The organism is Lacticaseibacillus casei DSM 20011 = JCM 1134 = ATCC 393 (genome assembly GCF_000829055.1).
GTDB lineage: Bacteria > Bacillota > Bacilli > Lactobacillales > Lactobacillaceae > Lacticaseibacillus > Lacticaseibacillus casei.
In genome coordinates this window covers 2,879,089-2,898,331 of record NZ_AP012544.1, presented here as the reverse complement: position 1 = coordinate 2,898,331, position 19,243 = coordinate 2,879,089, and the positions used below count along the sequence as shown (strand labels likewise).

The 19,243-nt window shown below is 45.3% G+C and carries 16 protein-coding genes and 1 tRNA gene; 15 read left to right on the top strand and 2 right to left on the bottom strand.

Annotated features, from left to right (window positions below; all coding sequences use genetic code 11):
- The first annotated feature begins 12 nt into the window (after positions 1–12).
- From LBCZ_RS13970 to LBCZ_RS13955, 4 genes are all read left to right on the top strand, one after another.
- Complete coding sequence (locus LBCZ_RS13970) at positions 13–2,070, top strand: BglG family transcription antiterminator (protein ID WP_025013264.1); 2,058 nt, start codon at positions 13–15, stop codon at positions 2,068–2,070.
- A 4-nt stretch (positions 2,071–2,074) separates the two neighbouring features.
- Positions 2,075–2,518: a PTS mannitol transporter subunit IIA gene (locus LBCZ_RS13965; protein ID WP_025013265.1), complete on the top strand. Its 444-nt coding sequence runs from the start codon at positions 2,075–2,077 to the stop codon at positions 2,516–2,518.
- Between the two features lie 3 nt (positions 2,519–2,521).
- Positions 2,522–3,676, top strand: a complete 1,155-nt coding sequence (locus tag LBCZ_RS13960) for a mannitol-1-phosphate 5-dehydrogenase (protein ID WP_025013266.1) — start codon at positions 2,522–2,524, stop codon at positions 3,674–3,676.
- Positions 3,677–3,796: 120 nt separating this feature from the next.
- Positions 3,797–4,750 carry an alpha/beta hydrolase gene (locus LBCZ_RS13955; RefSeq protein ID WP_025013267.1) on the top strand — a complete coding sequence of 318 codons (954 nt, stop codon included), beginning with the start codon at positions 3,797–3,799 and terminating at the stop codon, positions 4,748–4,750.
- Positions 4,751–4,864: 114 nt separating this feature from the next.
- Here the strand turns inward: LBCZ_RS13955 and LBCZ_RS13950 are convergent, their stop codons facing one another.
- Complete coding sequence (locus LBCZ_RS13950) at positions 4,865–5,794, bottom strand: alpha/beta hydrolase (protein ID WP_025013268.1); 930 nt, start codon at positions 5,792–5,794, stop codon at positions 4,865–4,867.
- A 200-nt stretch (positions 5,795–5,994) separates the two neighbouring features.
- Between LBCZ_RS13950 and LBCZ_RS13945 the strand changes: the two genes are divergently transcribed.
- The 8 genes from LBCZ_RS13945 (at position 5,995) to LBCZ_RS13910 (ending at position 13,556) form a co-directional block, all read left to right on the top strand.
- A complete protein-coding gene (locus LBCZ_RS13945) occupies positions 5,995–6,915 on the top strand; it encodes a ribose-phosphate diphosphokinase (protein ID WP_025013269.1) in 921 nt (306 codons plus the stop codon).
- Positions 6,916–7,454: 539 nt separating this feature from the next.
- Positions 7,455–8,195, top strand: coding sequence for a GntR family transcriptional regulator (locus LBCZ_RS13940; RefSeq protein WP_025013270.1), 741 nt, complete (start codon positions 7,455–7,457; stop codon positions 8,193–8,195).
- 16 nt (positions 8,196–8,211) lie between these two features.
- Positions 8,212–9,066: a class II aldolase gene (locus LBCZ_RS13935; protein WP_025013271.1), complete on the top strand. Its 855-nt coding sequence runs from the start codon at positions 8,212–8,214 to the stop codon at positions 9,064–9,066.
- Positions 9,067–9,078: 12 nt separating this feature from the next.
- The gene (locus LBCZ_RS13930; protein WP_025013272.1) at positions 9,079–9,564 is read left to right on the top strand and encodes a PTS sugar transporter subunit IIA; all 486 of its coding nucleotides are present in this window, start codon (positions 9,079–9,081) and stop codon (positions 9,562–9,564) included.
- Complete coding sequence (locus tag LBCZ_RS13925; protein WP_025013273.1) at positions 9,561–9,860, top strand: PTS sugar transporter subunit IIB; 300 nt, start codon at positions 9,561–9,563, stop codon at positions 9,858–9,860. The genes LBCZ_RS13930 and LBCZ_RS13925 overlap by 4 nt, the downstream gene beginning before the upstream one ends.
- An 11-nt stretch (positions 9,861–9,871) precedes the next feature.
- Positions 9,872–11,251 carry a PTS galactitol transporter subunit IIC gene (locus tag LBCZ_RS13920; RefSeq protein ID WP_025013274.1) on the top strand — a complete coding sequence of 460 codons (1,380 nt, stop codon included), beginning with the start codon at positions 9,872–9,874 and terminating at the stop codon, positions 11,249–11,251.
- The gene (locus LBCZ_RS13915) at positions 11,232–12,713 is read left to right on the top strand and encodes an FGGY-family carbohydrate kinase (protein ID WP_025013275.1); all 1,482 of its coding nucleotides are present in this window, start codon (positions 11,232–11,234) and stop codon (positions 12,711–12,713) included. The genes LBCZ_RS13920 and LBCZ_RS13915 overlap by 20 nt, the downstream gene beginning before the upstream one ends.
- A gap of 770 nt (positions 12,714–13,483) precedes the next feature.
- Positions 13,484–13,556: transfer RNA gene (locus LBCZ_RS13910), tRNA-Lys, on the top strand.
- Between the two features lie 1,033 nt (positions 13,557–14,589).
- On the opposite strand, the gene LBCZ_RS13905 is transcribed toward LBCZ_RS13910, so the two are convergent.
- Positions 14,590–14,988 (bottom strand): hypothetical protein, encoded by a 399-nt coding sequence (locus LBCZ_RS13905; protein ID WP_025013276.1) that lies wholly within the window; start codon positions 14,986–14,988, stop codon positions 14,590–14,592.
- A gap of 1,422 nt (positions 14,989–16,410) precedes the next feature.
- Here LBCZ_RS13905 and LBCZ_RS13900 point away from each other — a divergent pair.
- The 3 genes from LBCZ_RS13900 (at position 16,411) to LBCZ_RS13890 (ending at position 19,048) form a co-directional block, all read left to right on the top strand.
- Positions 16,411–17,340, top strand: a complete 930-nt coding sequence (locus LBCZ_RS13900; protein ID WP_025013277.1) for a DUF7916 family protein — start codon at positions 16,411–16,413, stop codon at positions 17,338–17,340.
- Positions 17,341–17,552: 212 nt separating this feature from the next.
- Entirely contained in the window at positions 17,553–17,951 is a 399-nt protein-coding gene (locus LBCZ_RS13895; protein WP_025013278.1) for a hypothetical protein, read from the top strand.
- Between the two features lie 239 nt (positions 17,952–18,190).
- Positions 18,191–19,048, top strand: coding sequence for an NAD(P)-dependent oxidoreductase (locus LBCZ_RS13890; protein WP_025013279.1), 858 nt, complete (start codon positions 18,191–18,193; stop codon positions 19,046–19,048).
- Positions 19,049–19,243 lie beyond the last annotated feature (195 nt).

Below are 19,243 nucleotides of genomic sequence, written 5' to 3'. Positions count from 1 at the left end.
GGGGCGAAAAACATGTTACTAACGAATCGTGAACAGGAAATGATCAAACTGATGATGAGTCAGCCCGCCGGTGTGAGCCGTGATGAGCTGCAACGACAGCTGGGTGTCAGCCGCCGGACCATTTACCGTGAACTTTCGCAACTGGAGCATGATATTACCGCCTTGAACTTACGGCTCGACAAAGGTGATGGCAGTTCCTACCGGTTAACAGGCGCGACAACGGATCTGGCAAAATTGTCGGAGACGTTGGCCCAGCAACAACAAAACCTGACGTTCGATCCCAGTCAGCGTCAGAGTGCCTTGATCTTAATGATGCTGAATGCGGGCGCACCCAAAACCATGACGGCCTTAGCAACCGATGTGGATGTCAGCGTGACCACCATTAAACAAGACCTTGATATTCTGGAACCGGCACTCAATGAATATCATCTCAAGTTGAATCGCCAAAAAGCTGCCGGCATTTGGATTGAAGGGCAGGAAGGCGATATTCGGCGGGTGCTTGTCGGCGTCTTGAATGCCGAGATTAATCCGTATGTGTTCTTTCGTTTCTTAAATGATCCGCGGCAAACCTTTGATCCGGTGACGGATTACTTCATCAAACGGTTACCGCAAGAAGAACTGCTAGCTGCCAATACGGCATTATCCCGAATCAAAGCGCTAGCCGACCTGAGTGACAATCAACGCAAAGCAGTGTTACTCACCGTTGCCGTTAACACGCATCGGTTGCGCGAAGAACATCATGCGAAGGCCCAACCCCATTTTGACCAGGAACGGCTGTTTCAGGATCAACAACTGGCACTCCAGTTTCTAGCCGAAATGGATCCCACCATCCGGGAAAAAGTTCGCGTCGGCGACTACCAGTTTTTAGCAGTTGAACTTAGTAACATTCGTGGCGGCTTGGCTGGTGAACAGGTTGATCCATTCGATTTGACCATCAACCTGGAAGTCCAAGAATTAATTCGCGAAGTGGCGCGAAAATTTCCCGGGAAATTTTCCGGAAATACGCAACTTTATTCCTCGCTACTTGCCCATGTTCAGCGGACAACCGGCGGCAATTGGTTGCCAGGATTCACGATGACGAATCCGGTGCTTGCCCATTTGCGTGATGACTATCCGGAACTTTATCAGGCTGTCCAACAAGCGGCCGATGACGTTTTCGGGCGCGGCGCCTTTACCGGCAATGCGTTAGGCTATCTGGTTTTGTACTTCGCCTCGGTCTTGGATCATACGCGAACCGATGCACCGGTTGCGGTGTTGCTGATCACAAGTGATGGTCCCGGAACCGGCAGTTTGATCGCTGGAAAACTGCGGGTCCAGGTGCCCGAAATTCGCAAGATCAAAATCATTCAGGTCAGTGACTTACCCAAGCAGCAACTCGAACATTACGATTTGGTTTTGGCAACCATGCCGTTACCGGGTTTCAAACACCAATATCTGGTGATCACGCCGATCTTGGGGCGCGAAGAAATGGCCGAAATTCGCCGATTGGTTCAAAAGGCCACGCCTAAACAGGTGCGACCGGCGAACCAACCATCGCTTGATCAGACAGTCACGGCATTTGAAAGTCTGAAAACGATGGTGATGGCGGCAGATGGTTTATTGCAACACTTTGCCGTAACTGACATGACGGCGCCAGTCACAACGATTGCGGCTACGATTGACGCGATACTCAGCCGGTTACCGACCATTGTTGCCGAAGCACCGGTGGTTAAAGAAGCTTTGTTAAAGCGGCTGGAGTTGGCCCCTGTCGGTATTCCGGATACTGGACTGGCGATGATTCACACCAGCAGCCAAGGAGTCACCACTCCGTATATCGGCGTCTTTGATCTCACCAGCTCGTTGCCACTACCGGCGATGGACATGGGGACAATCCAGTTGCAGCGCGTTTTGTTACTGCTAACTCCGAATCCTGTTTCACAGGAAACATTAACGCTTTTGAGTGCGGTTAGCGCCAAGCTAGTCGCCTCACCAGCTGACTTACGGCTTTTTGAAAAAGGCAACTATAGCCAGTTATATCAAGTAATGACTGAAGTCTTTATGCACGAAATCCAAAAAATTGATCGAAGGTGACATGATGAAAGGACTCGACGTAAACACGATCAAGCTTGGTCAGGAAGCAAAGACCAGGGGCGAAGCCATTCGTCAGGCCGGCCAACTCCTGGTCGACAATGGCAATGTTGAACCGGCTTATATTGATTCAATGATTGATCGTAATCGTGACGTTTCGGTATATATGGGCAACTTTATTGCGATTCCCCATGGTACGGAAGCAGGTATGAAATATATTAAAAAAACCGGGATCTCGGTTGTTCAATATCCGTGGGGTGTTGATTGGTCAGAAGATCCGGCTGATGAGAATTTGGTTACCGTGGTGTTCGGCATTGCCGGATTGAACGGTGAACATCTCAAGCTCTTGTCGCAGATTGCGCTGTATTGCAGTGATGTGGAGAATGTCCAGAAATTAGCCGACGCGCAAACGCCGGAAGAAATCGTCAATTTACTGAAGGAAGTTGAATAAATTATGATGGAAGCAGTACATTTTGGTGCAGGTAATATTGGTCGCGGGTTCATCGGGGAAACACTTGCCGCGAATGGCTTCAAGATCAATTTTGTCGATGTTAACGAGACGATTATCAACGCGTTAAATCAGCGTGGTGAATATACGATCACGCTGGCGGCCCCAGGCGAGAAAAAGATTCACGTGGACAATGTTGATGGCTTGAACAATGCCAAGGATCCTGAGGCAGTTGTGAAGGCAATTGCTCAGGCAGATTTGGTGACCACTGCCATTGGCCCGAAGATTCTGCCAATCATTGCGCCACTGATTGCGCAAGGACTGCAGGCGCGTGCCGCAGCCAACAATCACCAACCACTAGATGTGATTGCATGTGAAAACATGATCGGCGGTTCTCAGGCCCTTAAAAAGAGCGTATATGAACATCTCGATGACGCCGGCAAAACCTTTACCGATACGTATATTGGCTTCCCGAATGCGGCTGTTGACCGTATTGTGCCACAGCAAAAGCATGACGATCCGCTGGCGGTTAGCGTTGAAGACTTCAAAGAATGGGTTGTTGACGAAAGCCAGATGAAGAACAAGGATCTGAAGCTGAAGACCGTTGATTATGTTCCAGATCTGGAACCTTACATCGAACGGAAACTCTTCTCGGTCAACACCGGTCACGCCACGACAGCTTACACCGGCAAGTATCTGGGCTACACCACCATTGGCGAAGCGATCAAGGATCCAAAAGTCTTCAATCAGGCAAAAGGCGCACTGGCCGAAACCCGGTCATTGTTGCTCGCTGAGTTCAAGAACTTTAACGAAAAGGAACTCGAAACTTATCAAAATCGGGTGCTGCAACGGTTCCAGAATCCCTACATTTCCGATGATATTTCCCGGGTTGCCCGCACGCCGATTCGCAAGTTGGGTTACAACGAACGCTTCATCCGGCCGATTCGTGAATTAAAAGAACGCGGCTTGGATTACAGCATTTTGATGGATACTGTCGGCATGATGTTCCATTACGTTGAACCAAACGATGCTGAAGCGGTTAAACTTCAGGCAATGCTAAAAGATCAGCCGCTGGTTGACGTGATTAAAGCGGTCACCGGCTTGAAAGATGCTGCTTTGATTGATGAAGTCGAAGCCAGTGTTAAGTCGAAGGACCGTTAAAAATTACAATGAAAATAAACGATTAGGTTGTCAGGTGCGTCACTGACAGCCTTTTTGCGTTAATATGGGAATAACCTTTTTAATGCGATGGTGACGAAAAGAAATAGGAGGCAATCTTGTATGGCTGATGAAGATGCAATGTTGGCGAAGATTCAAGCAGTCTGGGCACAAACCGGTGCGCGGGACAAGGCGCGGTATGCTGATGAGCGCGTTCCCGAAAATGTTCACTGGGAGACGGAATATCGGTATGAGAATTCGGCTGATCCCCAGCAGACGCTGAATCTGTATTATCCGGCGAAACGGCGGAATGCGACATTGCCAACTGTGATTGATGTGCATGGCGGCGGCTGGTTTTATGGCGATCGGAATCTGAACCAAAACTATTGTCGCTACTTGGCGAGTCAGGGTTATGCCGTGATGGGAATGGGTTATCGCCTATTGCCGGATGTTGATGTTCGCGGCCAGGTTCAAGACATCTTTTCGAGTCTGCGCTGGTTGTCGCATTATGGCCCTCAGCGCGGGTTTGACCTTGACCATGTCCTCTTGACCGGTGACTCGGCAGGCGGCCATCTAGCGTCCTTAGTTGCCTGCATTCAGCAAAGCGAGGAGCTGCAAGAACTCTTCGGTGTTAGCCGGGTTAATTTTAACTTCACCATGGTGGCTTTGGTCTGCCCCGTGGCTGAGCCAAGTAAACTGCCGGAAGCGGCCGGTGACATGAGTGAGATGGCATCGTTTTATCTGGATAAGCTCAGCGGCGGTGATCAGGCATTAGCGGAACATTTGAATTTCTCGCAGGTGGTTAAAGGTTTGGATTTGCCGCCATTCATGCTCATTGGCGGCCAAAATGATAGCTTTTACTTACAAAGTCAGGCCTTGTTGCAAGTCTTCGACGCCAATAAAGTCACCTACACGACCAAGCTATGGCCTGCCAGTGCCGGGCCGCACCTCAAGCACGTCTTCAATGTCCAGCACTGGGAATGGCCGGAAAGCATTGAAACAAATCTGGCAATGCTACGGACATTTGACGACCTCAGCAAGCAGCATGACGAAGTCGATGAAGACGAATTTGATTGAGTGCCGGGCCGCGGAACATGTTGAGCTAGACGATATTTGATCAATCACCATGAAAAAACGCTTGGATGCGTTGTGACATCCAAGCGTTTTTTGCTGATCCGATTAGTAACCGGTTTAAAAGAAAATATCCAGGAACCGCTTGACGTGCGCCTGATACGCCGCCGGATTGACCCAGTAGCTTTCCGCATGGGCGGCGCCGGGAACGATCCACAACGCCTTGGGGCCAGCTGAGGCAGCGTAATTCTGGCGGCCCATTTCAGTTGGTACGTAAACATCATTAGCGCCATGAATGACGAATAATGGCAGCCGATTGTGCGTCAACGCCTGGCGAACATTTACAACGCGTAGGGGATAGCCTAGTCGTCGGTAATTGATAAAGCTTGCCAACGGAACCAATGGCATCGGTGGTAAGTGGAACTGCTTTTTGAGCAAGTACGCTAACTCTGTTTCGACATCCGTGTAGCCGCAATCTTCAATCACGGCTTTGACTTGCTTAGGCAGACTTGGTTCACTGGCGACTAACGATACCGTTGCGCCGCCCATGCTGGTGCCAAACAGCAGTAACTTCGCGTCATTGCCCAGACGGTCGAGAATGCGCTGCAGCCAGCCCAGGTAGTCAAGGCGATCCAACCAGCCAAAACTGATGTATTCGCCATCTGACTCGCCATGGCCGCGATCATCCGGCAACAAGACGTTGAAGCCTAAATCATAAAACATGTGGGCAAAATTACTCATGGTGATACCGGTGCCCTTGTACCCATGGCCGATAATGACGGCCTTTTTACTGCCGGGATGTGGTAACCAGAGCGCTTCGAGGCGCTGGTTGTCCGGGGCGGTCATGTGCCAGGCTTCGATATGGCGCTGACTTTCAACCCAATGGACGTGACTGTAATATAACGGAGCGTATTTTTGCATGGAGCTGCGTGCGTCCGGAATATAATTAATTCGGCGAAATGCATATTGATAAAAACGCTCAGCAGTTGCTAAGGTGCCCGCTGACAATAACAACGGGGTTGCAAGGCCGATCAAATGGCTTTGTTTCATGATAAAGAGCCCTCCATTTCCAAGTCTTGCAGTTGGATCAAAGCATGGCAAATGCTAAAGCTAAGGTTGGCTGAAGCCTTGCTTATGAATCTGCAAATGTTCTGCTATCACTTTAACTCATTAGATAACCAGTCGCAATTTCTTGTTTTTTCTCGTATAATGACGGTGCAGACCGTTAAATATGAACAAGGGAGAAATCGATGCACGAATTAAAGTTGTTCAGTCTCAATGGTAATCGTCCATTAGCTGAAAAGATTGCGGAAGAAGTCGGATTACCGCTGTCGCCCGCGAGCGTTAATCACTTTGCCGATGGTGAGATTCAGATCGAATTGCCGGAAAGTGTTCGTGGTGCTGATGTTTATGTGATCCAGTCAGTCTCTGATCCGGTTAATGAGAACTTCATGGAGCTCATGATCATGGTTGACGCTTTGCGCCGCGCCAGTGCACACCATATTAACGTGGTCATTTCATATTATGGGTACGCGCGTGCTGATCGAAAAGCGCGATCACGGGAACCGATCACTGCCAAATTAGTCGCTAACATGTTGGAAATGGATGGCGTCGATCGCATTGTGGCAGTCGAATTGCATGCCGACCAGATTCAAGGGTTCTTTGATATTCCGGTTGACCATCTCAAGGCCCACCGGTTGATCGGAGACTACTTCAAGAAGCTGAATCTCGGCGACAATGTTGTGGTCATTGCTCCAGATCACAGCGGCACCAAACAGGCCCGGGCGTTGGCGGAAGAGTTACATACGCCCATCGCCATCGTGGACAAGCGCGATCAGGATCATATCGGCGTCATCGGTAACGTTGAAGGCATGTACGCCATCATCATTGATGACCTGATCGATACCGGTGATCGGATCGTTGACTCCTACAAGGCTTTAAGCGAAGCCGGCGCCCTCGACATTTACGCCGCCGCAACCCACGGTGTCTTCTCACGCGGCGCGGTTTACCGAATCAAACACCTAGGCTTGAAAAAGGTCGTCATCACCGACACCATCCAGCTCGACCCCAAGCACCAATTCGAAGGACTCGCCCAAGTTTCCGTCGGGCCAATGCTGGGCAAGGCGATTAAGTTGATTAATAGTAATCAGTCGATTCATGTTTTGTTTTAAAAAGGCAAAAAACGATAGCGACGTTTAGTTTTTACCTAGATAATTCATGCTAAAAGGCAGCACACTTCAATCATGAGGTGTACTGCTTTTTATTTTTGGCCTGAGCAAGTGGGTCTTCGAATGTGGATGTCAAACTAGTTCTTGTGCCATATGGGAAAGCTAAAAAAGGGCTTGAGCGCCAATATATGATCCAAAAGAGGGCTAGCTTTTTTGCGGCTGGTGATGTCTGTAAAGAATTTTTAATATGATTGGAATTTTGATCAATCATCTGCACCAATTATAAGAATATATTATTTTTGGTAATGTAAATGGTTTTAAGACATGTAAGAACTTTCGTTATCATTGTTTAGCTTAATTGTACACAAATTACTGTACGTGTCTACTTTTTCATGAATTATAGAGCAAGTTTTTAATCATTATAAATAGTAAACGCTTGCATATAGAGTGATATGACCTTATATTAATCTTGTACACAGAGGTACCCTGTGTTACACAGTTGTACTATGATACTCATAGATTAGAAAAAGGATGGTGGAGATATGAAGATCTCAATTGATAAGTCTTCAATGATTCCTGTCTATGAGCAAATAGCCAATAACTTGCGAGACATGGTCTACGGTAGAAGCTTACAGGATGGTGACAGGTTAGATTCAGAGCAAAAGATGTGTCTGAATTTGAAAGTCAGCCGAGGAACGGTTCGAAAGGCAATTGAAGTTTTGCTGAAAGAAGGATTGGTTAAAAAGGTACACGGAAAAGGAACATTTGTCAGCAACCCAAACGTAGAATATTCCTTGAACGACCAATTAATGTCGTTCGCGGAGTCACTTGATAAACAGCATTTGAATTATACAACTCAGGTGATTAAACAAGAATTATTGCCGGCAAACCAAAAGATTGCAGACACTCTTAAGATTCCAGTCGGCAGTGAGTATCTGTATTTGGAACGATTAAGATCGGTTGCGGATGACAAGCTAATGCTAATTGAAAATCGGATCAATATTAAACTTTGTCCAGGTATTGAAAAGGTAAACTTTAATAACATCAGCTTGTTTGCAAAAATTGAGGAACTTGCAGGAAGACAAATTAGTTTTGCACGTAGCACATATGAGGCACTAAATATTGGAACGGAGCGAGGCGAAATCTTAGGGTTACCCGCTTCTACACCAACCTTGAAAATGCAACAAACTGTATTTATGTCAGAAAATGAGACGGTTGAATATGGTTCTGTTTGGCTAAAAGGGAACAAGTACTTTCTAACTACTACGTTGCAAAGACGCTAGAAGGAGTTTGTAAATTATGCCATTGGTAAATGGATTTGATCTTATTGATATTATTAAAGGACAACACGTTGTGGCTGGTGCTTTTAACACAACAAATTTGGAAACGACTGTTGGAATTTTAAGAGCGGTTGAAAAGAGCAAAATTCCGGCATTCATTCAAATTGCACCAACCAACATTCCAGTTTCGGGATATGGGTTTATTGCTGACATGGTAACACGTTGTGCTAAAGATATGGATACACCAATTGCACTCCATCTTGATCATGGGAAAACATTTGATTCCGTGCGCCAAGCAGCTCGGGCTGGGTTCACATCGGTTATGACCGATAATGCAAAATATGCTTACGATGAAAATATTAAACATACCTATGAGGCAGTTCAATTTGCCAAGGGGTATGGTATCCCCGTAGAAGCTGAATTGGGGGCAATTGCTGGTAAGGAAGATGATGATGTTACTGAAGGCCATAATAAGACAAATCCAGACCAAGTCGTGGACTTTGTCACTAGAACGGGTGTTAATTTACTGGCTGTTGCAGTTGGAAATGTCCATGGCCTAAATCTTGATCCTAATATCGATTTTCCATTGCTAAAGAAGATTAAAGCGATTTGTCCGGTACCCTTAGTGCTACATGGGGCATCAGGCATCCCAGACGATCAAATTGCTCAAATGGTTGATAATGGTGTAATTAAAATTAATGTTGCAAGTGATCTTCGTCGAGCATTTATTGAATCTGCTGGCAAAGATTATCAAGCAGATCCAGAACGCTTTGATCTAGTTAATGTTTCATTGGACGCTGAAAAAGCAATTGAGGATGTCGTTTATCACAAAATCCAGGTTATGAATGGTAAATCACCGACACCGGTTCGATAAGGAGGCGCAAGAATGACAGAGAACGTTTCACAAGAGATCATATTCGATCCCTCGTTTGTAAAGCATTTTTTGAAAGCGGTTACTTTTCCGGAAGTTATTGATCAACTTTCAGCAAACCTTTTGGCTAAAAATTTAGTAACTACGGCTTACCTGCAAGCAGTAAAAGATCGCGAAGAAAAATTTCCGACAGGGTTACCAACAGAACCCATCGGCGTTGCAATTCCGCATACTGACGCGCAATTCGTCAAAACGAATGCGGTATCTGTTGGTATTCTTTCAACCCCGATTATGATGATGGTCATGGGTTCAGAAAATGACAAGGTTGAGGTTTCAATCATCTTTCTATTGTCATTGGGGCAATCGAATAAACAGCTCAATATTCTCAAACGAATCATGACAGTTGTTCAAGATCAAGAAATGTTAAATGAATTTAAGACTGCTTCTGATGCAAGAGTTGCAAAATTCGTTAAGAAAGCTATTTTGGGGGAATTAAAATGAGTAATTCAGGGAAGAAAAAGAATATTTTGTTTGTCTGTGCTACAGGGATCGCGACATCGACAGTTGTGGCAGAGAAGACGATGGAGTTCTTACAGAACCACGGGTTAGATGCTAATTATACCCAAACAAATGTAGCTTCACTGCCAGAATACGATTTGCATGATGCCGACCTAATCGTTGCGACTACAAATGTTCCGTATAAGACAGAAATACCGGTTATCAAGGCGCTTCCCCTCATCACGGGTATCGGAGGAGAAAAGGTCTTAGAGGAAATTAAAAAGCAAATCGAAGAATAGGAGAAAGAAGCATGTCGAATTTAGCTGATCAATTAAACAGTATTGTTCAATATGTTCTGGGCATGGGTGCAACCGCAATGCTTCCGTTATTCCTATTCATATTAGCCTTATGTTTTCGGGTTAAATGGACGAAGGCCTTGCGTTCAGCTTTAACGGTTGGTATCGGGTTTGTAGGTATCAATGCCGTTATGACTATTTTATCCGATAATGTTGGGCCAGCAGCGAAGGTCATGGTCAAGCATATCGGCTTGAGTTTACCACATGCAGATTTAGGCTGGCCTGCATTATCCGCAATAACTTGGGGGTTACCGATCGCACCATTTGTCATCATTATGACTATCGTAATCAACATCGTTATGTTGGGAATGAAGTGGACTAAAACGGTAGATGTAGACCTTTGGAATTACTGGCATTTTGCATTAGCAGGAACACTTGTTTATTACATCACTGGTAATTTTGGGTTGGGTATTTTGTCTGCAGGCGTTATTACTGTGATCGTCTTTAAATTAGCTGATTGGGCCGCGCCACTAGGCGAAAAATATTTTGGTTTAGAGGGGATCTCTTTACCGACGGTTTCTTCAATTACCTTCTGGCCGATCGGTTTATTAGGGAACTGGATCATTGACCACATTCCGGGACTTAATAAGATCCATATTAATCCCGAAACAATACAAAAACGTTTTGGCATCATGGGAGAACCTATGATGATTGGGACAATTTTAGGAATTTTATTGGGTATCCTAGCCGGATATGACATTCGTGGAATTTTGCAAATCGGGGTCAACTTGGGAGCTGTCATGTTTATTCTTCCAAGAATGGTACGAATTCTGATGGAAGGTCTACTTCCGATTTCCGAGGCAGTTAAGGATTGGCTGAATAAGCATGTGAAGAATAGTGGTGAACTATATATTGGATTAGATATTGCAGTAGCAATTGGAAATCCAGCTGTTATTTCTACCGGTTTGATTTTAACCCCAATTGCTGTTGGCTTGGCATTTATGCTGCCGGGAAACGGCACAATGCCCTTAGCAGATTTAGCGAATTTAGCAGTATTTGCGTCCATGATTGTTTTGGCTACCAAAGGAGATGTTTTCCGATCAATCATTATTGGCATTCCTTGTTTGATTGCAGATTTGTACATTTCATCAGCTTTGGCGGGAACCATCACCAAAATGGCTCAGAATGTTAATTATGCAGGTGCAAAAAGCACCTCGGTTACCAGCTTTCTAGATGGTGGCAATCCATTGCGGTACTGGTTGGTCAAAATCTTTGAATTAAATCCGATTGCACTCGGTTTAATTCCAGCAATTGGTTTGATTATTTGGTGGCTGTATCGAGTGACAAAAAAGTCAGTATTTGGAGTGGATGAACTTGGCAAATCTAACAATTGATGTTGGTACAACGAATACTAAAGTCTCATTGTGGAATGACGAAACGCCTATCCGACCAATAAAACAGATTAAATTTGAAACACCGAAGCGAGAAACTGGTGAATTTATCAATTTTGACATTAACAAGTTGTGGAGACGTCTAGACTGTGCATTGAAGGATATCGTTAAAAACTATACCGATACGATTAGATTGATTTCAATCGCAAGCGTAGGCGAATCTGGCGTTCTTGTTGATGAAGCAGGACACATCGCGTCTCCAATGCTTGCTTGGTATGATAATCGTTCCCAGACAATCATTGATAAGCTTACGTCTGAAGAGAAAAAAACAATCTATACAATAACTGGATTACCAGCGCATGCACATTACTCTGCCAGTAAAATTAAATGGTTATTGGAAAATGTTGTTGATCCTCAGCGTAAATACACTTGGTTGTGCATTCCTGATTTGTTAGTTTATCACTTGACTGGAACTATGAACACGGAGTTTTCGATTGCAAGTAGGACAATGGTATTTGACATCATGCATAAGCGTTGGTCTCACCGAGTAAAAAGAATTTTTGGCATCGAAAACGTAGAATTCCCTCGACCATATCCATCTGGAACTAAGATGGCACATATTACTAAAAAGGTCGCCGTCAACCTTGGATTATCCGAGGCAGTAATGGTTACGATAGCAGGACATGATCATATGGTGGGATCCGTGTCTAGCGGTCAAAAAATCGGAGAATTATTAGATTCCACTGGCACAACGGAAGGGATTCTGATGCTTTCTGATAAGCTAGAAATGAGAGCAGATCAGGAAAAGAAACGGGTTGCGTATGGTATTTATATGAACCCAAATCTGTATACGGTTTTTACTGCTCTGCCGTCAGCTGGATCAATCATTGAATGGTTTCAAAAAGCCAATAACTTAACAGGGAAAGATTTTTTAAGGTTGTCTGACTCTGTTTATAAACGCTATCTGGCTGGGAGCATTAATTTTGACAGCATTAACTTCATCATTCCACATTTCAGCGGTAGTGGGAGCCCGATCAAATCAACTGTGACGAAAGGCCTTTGGTACGGACTCACCAACCAAACAGATATTGATGATTTGGTATTTGGTCTCTTCCTTGGGTTAACGTTCGAACTGAAGCATGCGGTAGAGAGCTTGACAACTCATCCAATAAAGAGAATTAAAGTGATTGGCCCCGGCACAAAGGACCCATTATGGAGTCAACTTAAAGCAGACTTAATGTCTTCCGGTGTGAAATCAATAGAGACTCCTGAAGCTGTTTCTCGCGGAGCCACCATAATGGCCGATTTTTCCAACAATAATTGTTGGTGTCTGCCTGAAGTGCCCAGTGAGCAATTTTCACCTCGAAAGACAGCTTTGGTTGCTGAACTTCTTAGGGTTTATGAAATGCAGTACAAAGCGCTTTACAAAACAAAAACTGACTTTGAGTTGTCAACAACTCGTTAATTTTTGGAAACTGGCTAATCAGATCAATTTTCAACCTTTTTTAGAATTGAAAGCCTATAGATTAACGTGACACGAATAAATGCATCGGTTTCAGGGGATGACCTTGTCTCTCTTGAATCGATGCCTTTTTGATTGACATAACGACTCCCTGGCATTTAGCGGAAGGGTGAGATAAAAAAGAACGTGATGTAGGTGCTCAGTTCAGAGTGTCGGTTGAATTTTATAGTGTTGACGCAGCCAAAAATTCAATACTAACAATCCATTCAACCGTTGTGATGTTCTGGAAAATGCAACCTAGCGTGTTAAGTGTGCAGTAACTCCTGAGCAATATTCCTTCAGCAAAATGGTGAATCTTAGTGCAACTAATAGCCGTTAGAGAATCAGACAAAATGGGGCTATTTGTTCGCCATGAATTGTTTGTTCCTTTTTCCCGGAGTTCTTCAAAAATTTGGGCTGAAACGTGAGCGATATCCGGTCTAGGCATATCTTTAAAAGTTCTGAGAACGACCAACACAGCCTTGCAGAGTTCTATTTATAAAAGTACGGACATTTAAGTGGTACTGTTCATAGTGAATATGGAAACTTACATATTGCTGTCTGTTGTCCGTAAGCCTAATGAAGTGCAGTTAGTAACGCGTATTTAGGTCAGCATTTGGCTCTACAACGTATCAAAATCAATTTTCCTTCAAAAAAGTTTGTAAAACACTTGCGCCAGTAAGGGGTACATGATATTATATTTAAGTCGTGAAGCGCGACAGACATAAGTCAATGGGTGGTTAGCTCAGCTGGCAGAGCAACGGACTCTTAATCCGTGGGTCCAGGGTTCGATCCCCTGACCACCCATTTTAGGATTTTAACCGCGATTCACAAGCACAGATAAACGCTTGTGGGTCGCGGTTTTTCGTTACTTTCGAGGCTGAGAGAGCTGCTCTCAAAACATCGAAAAACAACCACTTAGACAACCAAAGACAACCACCGAGACAACCACAAAAATACTTGTGAACATTGTTATACCAGTGTTTCTTGATAACACAAAAAATGTAAAGACAACCACCAAATATTAATCTGCTTGCGGGCGGGGATGCCACTCTGAAAAGGGTGGCTATTTTTATGCAGATTTTATACAGATAGGTGAGCTGTGCTCATGCAGATATCGCGTGAGGTGAATGCGTAGCAACCTCAGCAATGCAATGCTGCCACGTTGGCAGTTTTGTCCGGTGTGCAAAATCTGCAATTAATTTTTAGGGTTATTTAGGGTTTTCGACTGAGGTTTTGTGAGGTTGTTGGGTCAGGTTTAGTCAGGCTCTGCGATGTCAAGTTATGTCAAGTTCTGAAGTTTTTGATGTTAGGTTTTGTAAGGTTCTACGGTGAACATTGGCAATCCCTTTAGCAGCATAAAAATAGCCGCTAGATGCTCATGCTACAGGCATTCTAGCGGCTGGCGATGCTAAACCTCACACCCCGATAATGTTCAGTTTTGTTCAGCCTTAGTGCTTGCTTTATGGCCTCCGAAATCTCTGGATAGGCGTTAACGTGTCACCGCTGCTTATTTTGCCTGCCATGAGAAATGCGGGTGAGTGACCTGCTGGAAGCATCGGCATCCCCAGAACCTTAGTTTTTGATTGACCGTTCACTAAGAACAGATCACCAATGTGGACAATTTTGTCCGGCTGGAATTCAGCAATAGAGTTCCCATGTATATAAACGACCCTTTTTACTTGCGGAATGGCGTCACACCCCCATGAACGTGAATAAACTTTATTACATGCAAACCTTAACTTGAAATGGCTGGTGAGTAAACATGCCTACTGCTTTTAGGGTGTCCGATATGTCCGAATTGCAAGACTCTTTAGGATGTTAGAAGTGTCGTCACGGGTTATTTTGAAATGCCTATTTCGCCAGTCCGCTCAGATTTTACTGGCCTTGCTTGCTGACTCGCTGCGGCCATTTTAACGAGGATACGGGCTTCGCTGTTGAGAAAGGTGTTGAGCGAGCATCCCTGCTCGTGCGCCATCTGAGTAGCCGTGATTGGCTTAGCATGATAGAACCTCGCTGCCAGTGCGCTGACGTCATTCTCTGGCAATACACTAAGTAGTTCGTATAGTTTTGTTAGCGCCGCCTTGTCACGATCGGTGAGGTCATTGGCGTGGTTATCGAGCCAATACCATCGCGACAAGAGCCGTTTAATAAAGCCGGTTGTGAGTTGACGACTAGAAAAGCCGGCAAAGGGGATGAGTGGGCTGGCATCGTTAGAAGATGGTTCATCGTGAGTCATGGCAAGCTTCCTTTCAGTTTGGTCAAAGCACTTTGAAGCAGACTATAATATCGAGTATTAGCGGCATTTAACAATGCTTTGGTTTCCGTTGCGCTTAGTGGTGCGGCTGCTAAATAACGGTTATCAATGATAAAACGTTAGTTAGCATCAAGCATGAAAATAGCAGGCAGAGCGTTGATAACTGTTTCCAGTGAATGCTTGCCTATGCTGAACACTGCTATGCTGTAAAGGGCCGTGAATCTGTGGGCAAAAGAGGCAAGCCGGAATTATAAACGTTGGTTCAATTATGAGAGCAGTACCTTAGAATACGTGGTAAAGCAGCAGTATATTGCTGACAACCCTGTTAAACGTGTAACGATGCCAAAGCGTCAGGATAAAGCGGAGTATGCATCCCAAATTTTGGGGATAAGCATGAACTGACTCTTTTTTTCGGTTACATTTATCGTGATAAAGAGCCGGAAAAATATATCCTGTTCAGGGTACTGTCGTTTGGCGGTCTGTGGCGCTGCAAGTGTTTAGCACTGACGTGGCAGGATATTAATTTCATGGATAGCACTATCAGAATCAATAAAACGCTAACATAAGAAATGAAAGGCCGCTAGATCGTTCAGGTGCCAAAGACACGTAAAGGACGGCGTACTATCTCAATGGACAGCAAAACAATGGCAGCCTTGAAGCATGGTGTGTGGTTCAGCTCCAAAAGTATATGGCGCTTGGTGTCAATACCAACAAACTAGATCAATTAGTTTTTGCTACTGTGTCTAATACTCACAAGTATCTGAACCAGCCTGAGAAATGGTTGGAGCAGACGGAGGTGTCACTCTGGAGAAAGAGCGGCTATTTGTCATGTTGGCGTTAAAGAGCAATGGAAAAGGGCATAAAAAGTAATACTGAATCTAATTTCGACGCACAAAGTGTTTATCCCAGATTCTTTCGAGACGAATAGTATCATCACTGGCAAACTCTTCATCAACCATGGAATCTTGAATAATCCCGCCATAGGCATTAACCAAATCGTCAAAATCATCCTTTGAGCACAGCGATATTGTAACCTGATCACTCTCTATTGAGACCGTAGGCATTTTTTTAGAACGTTATCAAGTTTTCCCTTAAGATAAAGCCAATCATTTATTGAGATTGTAAATTTCATCCACTTTCACCCAGCCTCTTTAGAACAATAGCAACAATATCGATAGTCTTTAAGTTTATATGAATTGATGCATTACTTGTATTGTACATGATCACACCTAATTTTTCGTAATGGGAAGCGTTAACCTTACATCCCAACCTAAGGTGTTAAAAATTTCAAAATGGTTTTTTGTAAATTTTGCCGGTTATTATACCTCCTGCAGCCGAAGTATAATGCTTAGTAAGGAAAACATGTACATCAATCTGGAATCATTAAACATGAGGTCATCGAAAATGGTTAAACGACTTTTGAGTGCCAGTACCAGTGAAGTGATGCAATTTAACGGACAGGAGCTTAAGGAAAGTATTAAAGCGAGTGAAGGGCGTATTATTGTTAGCGAAAATATTGTGACGCAGGAGAATTTGGATAGTATTACCACTGCCGAGATCGCTGCGGCGTTTGGGGCGGATATGATTCTTTGCAATCGGCTCGATGTGTACAATCCGAAAATCTTCGGACTTTATCCCGGTGAACGCGATTTATATAGCGCGCCTAAGCATGATGGTAAGGCGAGCATTGTGCGGCTGCAGAAGCTGGTTGGGCGGCCAATTGGCATCAATGTTGAGCCGATTGGTGACCATCCAAATATGATGGAGAATCAAATTTCCATTTTGCCCGGTTGTACGGCCAGCGAGGCGGTTATCAAGAAGGCCGAGGAGATGGGCTTCCAGTTTATGGTTTTGACTGGTAATCCGGGCACCGGCGTCACGAATGCGGAAATCGCCCACAGTATTGCTTTGGCCAAAACGTACTTCAGCGGCTTAATCATCGCCGGAAAAATGCATGCCTCGGGCGTCGATGAACCGCTGATGAGCGAGGAAACCGCGAAAAGATTTATCGATGCAGGTACTGATGTTATTTTGGCGCCGGCCGTTGGATCGATTCCGGGATTTTATGAGGCTGCTTTGAAGGCGGTGGTGCAGGTGGTTCATCGCGCTGGCGGACTGGTCATGAGTGCGATCGGGACGAGTCAGGAAGGCAGCGGCAGCCGTGTGCTTCAGGAGATGGCTATTCGCAATAAAATCTGCGGCGTGGACATGCAACATGTTGGTGATTCCGCGTGGGGGTTTGAGTCGCCAGTTGACAATCTGTACGCCGTCAGCAAGGCCATTCTCGGGGAACGGCATACGATCCAACGCATGGCAAGGTCGATTAATCGTTAGGATTGACGAACCTTTTTATCGTGAAAAAACGCAACATCTGACTTTTGTGCCCGGAAGTTTGATGCGGATTGAGAGAAGATTTCCGCCAATATAAGACTGGCCGAGCTGTTTGATTCTTCTTTTTGTCATTAAATTGTACACTATAGGTAACGCAAAACAGCCACTCCAATGCGAAGGCTGGGGTGACGCGATGACAGAAAGGCCGTGAGAAAATGCACGAAGATCTGGGTAGTTATGCATATGTTCAGCGTGTTTACAATGCCAATATGCGTCTGGCTGATTATCGGTTGCCGGCAACGGCTAAAGACGGCACCGTTAAGTTTTTTGATGATGGCTTGATTAAGCTGACGATGCAGATCGCCAATGGACGTGTGACCAAGATTACGATTGTGACCACCAATCCGCGTTCCTCGGCGTACATGCAGGTTTTTGAAGGCTTTGAGTTTGGCTTTGATGCTGTCAGCACGTGGATTCAAAATTACGAGGAGACCACGCGAACCCATGGCCCTTCTAAAGGGATTGTGAAGGGTATTCTGGCTGATTACAACACGACTGCCGATAATGTCTTGACGGTCAGCTTGACGCGCGTTGCAGGCACGGCACCGGAATGACTTTTGGATGCATCAATAACAGGTGCGTTCGGAGATGAGCGTCAAGAACACCGCGAGCTTTGTTATTGAAATCATTTTGTGATCATGCTAGGTTAAGGCGTGCGAACGGATTGATGCTGATTTTGATCGCAAGCAGTTGATAAAAACTTTTTTAGTGTCTGAATTAGTCAGAAACGACCGTGTTTTTTATATGCTGTTTTCAGTGCGGCATGTTTTTGTAACGGGAAGGAAGAAAAAACATGAAAATAACATTTATTGGTGTCGGCGATATGGGGAGTCACATGGTACCGCATCTGGCAAAAGCCGGTTATGACGTGGTGATCTGGGATAAAGTTCCCGCCAAGATGGCAGCTTTGACAGGAGAGCACGTGACGGCGGCAAAATCGTTGGAAGACGCGGTAACCGCGTCGAAAGTCGTGATCACGTCGGTCATGTCCGATGATGTGCCAGCGTTGCATATCGGTACCCCTGAGCAGCCCGGAATTGTTCATTATCTGCAGCCCGGCAGCACGCTTATCGTGACGTCCACGCTGGATCCGCGTAAGATTACGGCCATTCAGGCGGTCATGCCGGCAAACACCAAACTCCTTGACGTGCCAATGATTGGCGGCGTGAAATATGCCCGTGAAGCTGGCCTGGTACTGATCGCGGCTGGAGACAAGCAAGCGGTTGACGCGGTGCTTCCGGTCCTGAAAACGTTCGGCACCGTTAAATATGTTGGTGAGCAAGGTAATGGCGCCAAGCTTAAACTGATCACGAATGTCGCGATCATGGCGGCAGAAGCAGGGATTCGCGAAACGCTGGATCTTGCCGATGCGTATGGCATTGACTACGCCACGACCTTGGACTTATTACAAATGGGCCCACTTAAGCCAGTCGTCATTCGCGCTTTAGACGAAAGTAACCCGCGGCCGCTTAAAGATTCCGTAGCTGATGAAGTCGAGCTGGACAATGCAACCAAGGATTTTGTCGACTTACCAATCGCCAGTGCAGCAATGCGGCGGCTACAAAAAGCCGTTGATTCTGTCGTCGGCGAAGCGCAGTTTATTGATATCACGAACAAGAAAACGGAGTTGCCTGACGCGTCGCAAAAATGACATTGCATAGTATAAAAATGGATCGATTCACGGCGATGAAGGCTGTGATCGGTCTATTTTTATGGCCAAAAGGTGTTTCACGTGGAACCAATGTAGTTTCTCTGAATAAACACAGTGGTTAGCGTTCTTGAAGGGATTGTTTATTTTCTCGCGAGCAATACTATAAAACCAGAAAGATTGCGGTCGAAATCCTGG

What these genes read in the sequence shown, in the direction of transcription:
- LBCZ_RS13970 (WP_025013264.1), top strand. Translation starts at nt 13, where the DNA reads ATGTTACTAACGAATCGTGAACAGGAAATGATCAAACTGATGATGAGT.
- LBCZ_RS13965 (WP_025013265.1), top strand. Translation starts at nt 2,075, where the DNA reads ATGAAAGGACTCGACGTAAACACGATCAAGCTTGGTCAGGAAGCAAAG.
- LBCZ_RS13960 (WP_025013266.1), top strand. Translation starts at nt 2,522, where the DNA reads ATGATGGAAGCAGTACATTTTGGTGCAGGTAATATTGGTCGCGGGTTC.
- LBCZ_RS13955 (WP_025013267.1), top strand. Translation starts at nt 3,797, where the DNA reads ATGGCTGATGAAGATGCAATGTTGGCGAAGATTCAAGCAGTCTGGGCA.
- LBCZ_RS13950 (WP_025013268.1), bottom strand. Translation starts at nt 5,794, where the DNA reads ATGAAACAAAGCCATTTGATCGGCCTTGCAACCCCGTTGTTATTGTCA.
- LBCZ_RS13945 (WP_025013269.1), top strand. Translation starts at nt 5,995, where the DNA reads ATGCACGAATTAAAGTTGTTCAGTCTCAATGGTAATCGTCCATTAGCT.
- LBCZ_RS13940 (WP_025013270.1), top strand. Translation starts at nt 7,455, where the DNA reads ATGAAGATCTCAATTGATAAGTCTTCAATGATTCCTGTCTATGAGCAA.
- LBCZ_RS13935 (WP_025013271.1), top strand. Translation starts at nt 8,212, where the DNA reads ATGCCATTGGTAAATGGATTTGATCTTATTGATATTATTAAAGGACAA.
- LBCZ_RS13930 (WP_025013272.1), top strand. Translation starts at nt 9,079, where the DNA reads ATGACAGAGAACGTTTCACAAGAGATCATATTCGATCCCTCGTTTGTA.
- LBCZ_RS13925 (WP_025013273.1), top strand. Translation starts at nt 9,561, where the DNA reads ATGAGTAATTCAGGGAAGAAAAAGAATATTTTGTTTGTCTGTGCTACA.
- LBCZ_RS13920 (WP_025013274.1), top strand. Translation starts at nt 9,872, where the DNA reads ATGTCGAATTTAGCTGATCAATTAAACAGTATTGTTCAATATGTTCTG.
- LBCZ_RS13905 (WP_025013276.1), bottom strand. Translation starts at nt 14,988, where the DNA reads ATGACTCACGATGAACCATCTTCTAACGATGCCAGCCCACTCATCCCC.
- LBCZ_RS13900 (WP_025013277.1), top strand. Translation starts at nt 16,411, where the DNA reads ATGGTTAAACGACTTTTGAGTGCCAGTACCAGTGAAGTGATGCAATTT.
- LBCZ_RS13895 (WP_025013278.1), top strand. Translation starts at nt 17,553, where the DNA reads ATGCACGAAGATCTGGGTAGTTATGCATATGTTCAGCGTGTTTACAAT.
- LBCZ_RS13890 (WP_025013279.1), top strand. Translation starts at nt 18,191, where the DNA reads ATGAAAATAACATTTATTGGTGTCGGCGATATGGGGAGTCACATGGTA.